Genomic DNA, 5,366 nt, shown 5'->3' with positions numbered 1-5,366 from the left:
ATCCGTACGCTTCGCTGGACCCGCGTATGACCGTCGAAGATATCATTGCCGAACCGCTGCGCAACTATGGTATCTGTTCGTCCCGGATCCAGCTGCAGCAACGCGTGGCACAGCTGCTCGACGAAGTAGACCTTTCCCGGGAAGCGGCCCAGCGCTATCCCCACGAATTTTCCGGGGGACAGCGTCAGCGCGTCGGCATTGCCCGGGCCCTGGCGCTGGAACCAGACTGCATTTTCTGTGATGAACCGATTTCGGCCCTCGATGTCTCGGTCCAGGTCCAGATTGTCAACATGCTGCAGCGGCTGCAGAAAGAACGCAACCTGGCTTACCTGTTCATTGCCCACGACCTGGCCATGGTCCATCATCTCAGCCGGCGCATCGGCGTCATGTATCTGGGGCGCCTCGTCGAGCTGGGAGACGGTGATGCCGTGTATCATACGCCGCTGCACCCCTATACACAGGCCTTGATTTCGGCCGTTCCCGTGCCGGATCCGCACTATCGCCGGCAGGTCTGTATATCCGGTGAAGTCCCCAGCCCGCTGGCACCGCCGCCGGGATGTGTGTTCCATCCCCGGTGCCCGCTGGCCGATGAACGCTGTAAGATGGAAGCCCCAGTCCTGCAGGAAATCATGCCGGGACGGATGGTGGCCTGCCATCATGCCGGGAAGGAGGTCCGGTGATGAAGAAATTATGGATACTCCTGCTGTGTCTGCTGATGCTGATTCTGGCGGGATGTGGCACCGATACAAATGACAAGGTCAGTTATGCCCTGGAAGCCGAACCGGCCAGCCTTGACCCGGCTATGACGACGGGGCTGGCCGAAGCCAACGTGCAGGCCGAGCTTTTCGAAGGCCTGACCCGGCTGGACAAGGACAATCAGCCCCAGCCAGCACTGGCAGACCGCTGGGACCTGTCAGCAGATAGAAAAACCTATACCTTTCACTTGCGGCCGGGAATCACCTGGAGCGATGGCACTCCCATCACGGCTCATGATTTCGTCTATTCCTGGATGAGGGTCCTCGATCCGTCCGTAGCGTCTCCCAATGCCTACATGATGTTCATCATCGACGGTGCGGAAGCGTACAATAAGAAAAAAGGAATGGCAGAGGATGTAGGTATAAAGGCATTGGATGACCAGACACTGCAGATACGGCTGAAGAATCCGACAGCGTATTTTCTCAATCTGACGGCGTTTCACTGTTATTATCCCGTCCCTGAAGCCTGCGTCCGGGCCAATCCCGATACGTGGGCGGCCAATGCCAGCGGATTTGTCGGCTGCGGTCCCTTTACCCTGGAAACGTGGGTCCATTCCAGTGAAATCGTGGTGAAGAAGAATCCGGCCTACTGGGACGTGAATCATGTGCGGTCTGATTATCTCGATTTTCCCATCAGTGAATCCCAGTCTACGCGGCTGACCCTCGTCGAAAGCGGGCAGGCCAATATGATGGTAGAACCGCCGCCGGCAGAACAGCAGCGGCTGGAATCAATGGGACTCTATCAGGTAGCTCCCTATTTGGGGACTTATTATTATGTCTTTAATACACAAAAAGCCCCCTTCGATGATGTCCGCGTCCGTAAAGCCTTCGCTCTGGCGATGGAACGGGAAGGCCTGGTGAAGCATATCGTGCGGGGACGCAAAGAAGCGGCTTACGCCTGGGTACCGCCGGGAATGAAAAATCCGGCTACCGGTCAGGACTTCCGCAAAGAAGGCGGGAATCTTCAGGAAGAAAATGTGAAAAAAGCGAAAGAACTCCTGAAAGAAGCCGGCTATGATGAAGCTCATCAGCCCGACGTGACGATTCTGTTTAATACGAATGAAATGCACAAGGCCGTTGCCGAAGCCGTGCAAGCCATGTGGCAGGAAAATCTGGGTGTCCATGCGGAACTTACCAATCAGGAAGCCAAAGTATACCTGGCCTCGCGGACACAGGGAAACTATCAGGTGGCCCGGGCATCGTGGGTAGCCGATTATGCCGATCCCATGACCTTCCTCGACGTATTTGCCGACGAAGAAAATGACGCCCAGTACCATAACAAGGCCTATGCAGATTTAGTCGGCAAAGCGAAAGAAGAAAAAGACCCGGGGCGGCGTATGGAGTACATGCATCAGGCAGAGCAGATACTCTTCGACGATTGTGTGCTCATACCGATTTATTATACGACCCAGCCTTTTGTCGTACAGCCTTATGTCAAAGGCTATCACTGGAGTCCCCTGGGACTGATTGATTTAAAGGAAGCCTATATTGAAAAATAGAGAAAACGTGAGAAAGGATTGGTCTTCTTGCAGCAGTATACATTAGGCCGGGCCTTGCAGCCCGGTGACACTCTGGGAATCGTCGCCCCGTCGGCGCCGCTCGATGAAAAGCGCTTTCAGGCGGGACTGGCCTATCTTCATTCCCTGGGACTTAAGACGAAGTGCGGCCAGTCGGTGCAGGAGCGCTGGGGATATCTGGCCGGGAGCGATGACGTGCGGGCTCGGGATATCAACGGATTTTTTGCCGATTCCTCTATAGACGGGATTCTCTGCATGCGCGGCGGCTATGGGGCAGCCCGGCTGCTGCCGCTCCTGGATTATGATGCCATTGCCCGCCATCCCAAACTGTTCATCGGATTCAGTGATATTACGGCCCTCCACACGGCTCTCCGACAGCGGTCCGGCCTGGCTACCATCCACGGAGCGATGCTCACCGGTCTCGGTGGAAAAGCCACGCGCTATACGTATGAACAGTTTGCGGCAGGACTTGCCAACCCGGCCATGACCGGCCCGGTCCGGCTGCCCCGGGGACATCACCTGGAAACCCTCGTCGAAGGCGACGCAGAAGGCAATCTTGCCGGTGGCAATATGATGCTCATTTCGTCGCTCATAGGGACACCTTATGAACTGGATGGGCAGGGACAGATCCTGTTTCTGGAAGAAATCGGGGAAGAAGCCTATGCTATCGACCGCATGCTCTGCCAGTTTGAACAGTCCGGACTCATCGACCGCATAGCAGGACTTGCCTTTGGCGAATTTACCCGCTGCCATCCCGTAAAGCCGGCAGCAGGCGAATGGACCGTGCGGGAAGTCATCGAACAGTACGTCCGGCGCTGGGGGAAACCGGCCATCTGGGGTCTGCCTTACGGCCACGGACGCCATAACGGCTGGCTGCCCCTGGGACGGCCGGCCCATCTCATAGCCGGAAAAGAAAAAGCACGGCTGGTGCTGGGATGAAACGAATCGGGAAGGACATTTCCAAAGAAAGAAGGACAGGATATGGATGGAAAGACGATGAAAGACATCAGCGACCGCAAGGTCGATGAGATAGAACAGTGTATCTGGGATATAGCAGACTATCTGCACAGTCATCCGGAATTGGGGACGCAGGAGGTCCTGGCTTCGGCCTATTTGCGCCGCGTGCTGACAGAGGCGGGATTTACCGTGGGCGATTGCGTGCCCGAAGCGTTCCCGACGGCTTTTGAGGCCGTCTGTGGCAGCGGCCCGGTACATATCGGCTTTCTTGCCGAATACGACGCACTGCCCGGTATCGGCCATGGCTGCGGCCATAATCTGATTGCCGCCATGAGTGTGGGAGCGGCTATTGCCTTTGCAGCCGCAGCATCGGATGAGGCGACGATTCATGTCTATGGTTGTCCGGCAGAAGAAACGGCGGCCAGTAAAGCCTACATGAGTGCCCACCATGTCTTTGATTCTCTTACGGCGGCGCTCATTATCCATCCCGGGGAAGACAAGACGACTCTGGGAGGGACGTCTTATGCGACCCATCCGCTGGAATTCACCTTTACGGGGAAGCCGGCCCATGTGGCCGACCCGTCATACCATGGAATCAATGCCCTCGATGCCCTCGTCGATTTTTACGGTCAGTTGAAACAACTGGAACAGACCTTTACGGAACGCCATATCATTGGGGCCATCATTACCGAAGGAGGGACGGCGCCCAATATCATTCCTGACCGGGCGGTGATGCGGGCGACTATCCGGGCTCTGAAGACGGAATACCTGGAACAGACCATGCTGCCCCAGATCAAGGCTCTGGCACAGCGCGTATCCGATGCGCATGGAACGAAGCTCACTATGTATCACTATGAACCGCTGCTCATGGATATGGTCAATGATCCCCGCCTCGATGTCGATTTTGCCGACGCCTTCAGTGAACTCGGGGAAGAATTTGATATTAAAGACGATGATTTCGCCGAAGGGTCTACCGATGTGGGCAATGTGAGTTATATCACCCGGGTCAGTCAGCCCAGTCTTTGCATCGGCTATGACATATCGGCCCATACGCCGGAATTTGCCGCCGCTGCCGGTAGCCGATATGCAAAAATACAGGCCCTTGTCGGAGCCAAGGCCATGGCCCGTGTGGCTATCGATGTACTACATGAAAAACCGGTCCGGGAAAATCCGGCAGATGAACGGGAAACGGCGTGGCGTCAGGCTTTTGGTGGATAGAACTGATATATGGGCTTGTCATACCAGACGATAGAGACAAAAAAACGGCAGCAACATGACTGTGAAAGTGCATGTTGCTGCCGTTTTTTATTAGGGGACCTATCGTTCCTTATAGCAGGATATATTTTAATACAAAGATGACGGCCAGGACGTACATGAGAGGACTGATTTTCTTTTGTCCACCGGTCAGTACGTTGACGACTACGTAGGAAATGACGCCAAATGAGATGCCTTCGGAAATGCTGTAGCAGAACGGCATGGCAATGATGGTAATGTAGGCCGGGATGGATTCGGAGAAGTCATTGAAATCGATTCCGGCTACGGAAGTGAGCATGAGGAAACCGACGATGACCAGGGCCGGTGCCGTTGCAAAGGCAGGGATGGCCATGAAAATCGGCGAGAGGAACAACGAGAGCAGGAAGAGAACAGCAACCGTCATGGCTGTAAGGCCCGTGCGTCCGCCTTCACTGACGCCGGTAGCGCTTTCGACGAAGGTCGTCGTCGTACTCGTGCCGAGGACGGCCCCGATGGTGGTGGCACAGGCATCGGCCATGAGGGCGCCTTTGATGCGGGGCAGTTTGCCGTTAGCATCGAGCATGTTGGCTTTGGACGATACACCGATGAGTGTACCCAGGGTATCGAAAATATCGACGAAGAGGAAAGCGAACATGACGACCAGAAAATCAAGGCTGAATACATTGCTGAAATCGAGCTGGCCCAGAATGGGTGTCATGCTGGCTGGGACGAACGAGGCGGCACCGGCGGAGAGATTGGGGATGACACTGAACATTTTCAGCTCCGGATTGGGTACATAGAGGCCGGCCAGTTCGCAGATGACGGCCAGAATCCACGTGCCCAGGATGCCCCAGAGAATATTGCCCCGTACTTTTTTGACCATCAGGATGCCCGTGAACAGAAT

At 55.6% G+C, this 5,366-nt stretch carries 5 protein-coding genes; 4 read left to right on the top strand and 1 reads right to left on the bottom strand.

Annotation, left to right across the window (positions count from 1 at the left end; translation table 11 throughout):
- From B4H10_RS06365 to B4H10_RS06350, 4 genes are all read left to right on the top strand, one after another.
- On the top strand, nt 1-680 hold a 680-nt coding region (locus B4H10_RS06365; protein ID WP_292018459.1), incomplete at its 5' end, for an oligopeptide/dipeptide ABC transporter ATP-binding protein.
- Complete coding sequence (locus B4H10_RS06360) at nt 680-2,254, top strand: peptide ABC transporter substrate-binding protein (RefSeq protein ID WP_292018458.1); 1,575 nt, start codon at nt 680-682, stop codon at nt 2,252-2,254. The genes B4H10_RS06365 and B4H10_RS06360, both read left to right, overlap by 1 nt.
- A 27-nt stretch (nt 2,255-2,281) precedes the next feature.
- Nucleotides 2,282-3,211 (top strand): S66 peptidase family protein, encoded by a 930-nt coding sequence (locus B4H10_RS06355; RefSeq protein ID WP_059076679.1) that lies wholly within the window; start codon nt 2,282-2,284, stop codon nt 3,209-3,211.
- A 42-nt stretch (nt 3,212-3,253) separates the two neighbouring features.
- Nucleotides 3,254-4,447 carry an amidohydrolase gene (locus B4H10_RS06350; RefSeq protein ID WP_292018457.1) on the top strand — a complete coding sequence of 398 codons (1,194 nt, stop codon included), beginning with the start codon at nt 3,254-3,256 and terminating at the stop codon, nt 4,445-4,447.
- A gap of 109 nt (nt 4,448-4,556) precedes the next feature.
- Here the strand turns inward: B4H10_RS06350 and B4H10_RS06345 are convergent.
- The coding region (locus tag B4H10_RS06345; protein ID WP_292018456.1) for an NCS2 family permease at nt 4,557-5,366 on the bottom strand (810 nt) is incomplete at its 5' end.

Origin of the sequence: Megasphaera sp. UBA4382, from assembly GCF_002391155.1 — a bacterium.
Lineage (GTDB): Bacteria > Bacillota > Negativicutes > Veillonellales > Megasphaeraceae > Megasphaera > Megasphaera hexanoica.
Note: the sequence above shows the minus strand (reverse complement) of the source record. Positions and strands in the feature narration are given on the sequence as shown.

Coding starts and splice junctions, on each gene's coding strand:
- B4H10_RS06360 (WP_292018458.1), top strand. CDS start 680: ATGAAGAAATTATGGATACTCCTGCTGTGTCTGCTGATGCTGATTCTG.
- B4H10_RS06350 (WP_292018457.1), top strand. CDS start 3,254: ATGGATGGAAAGACGATGAAAGACATCAGCGACCGCAAGGTCGATGAG.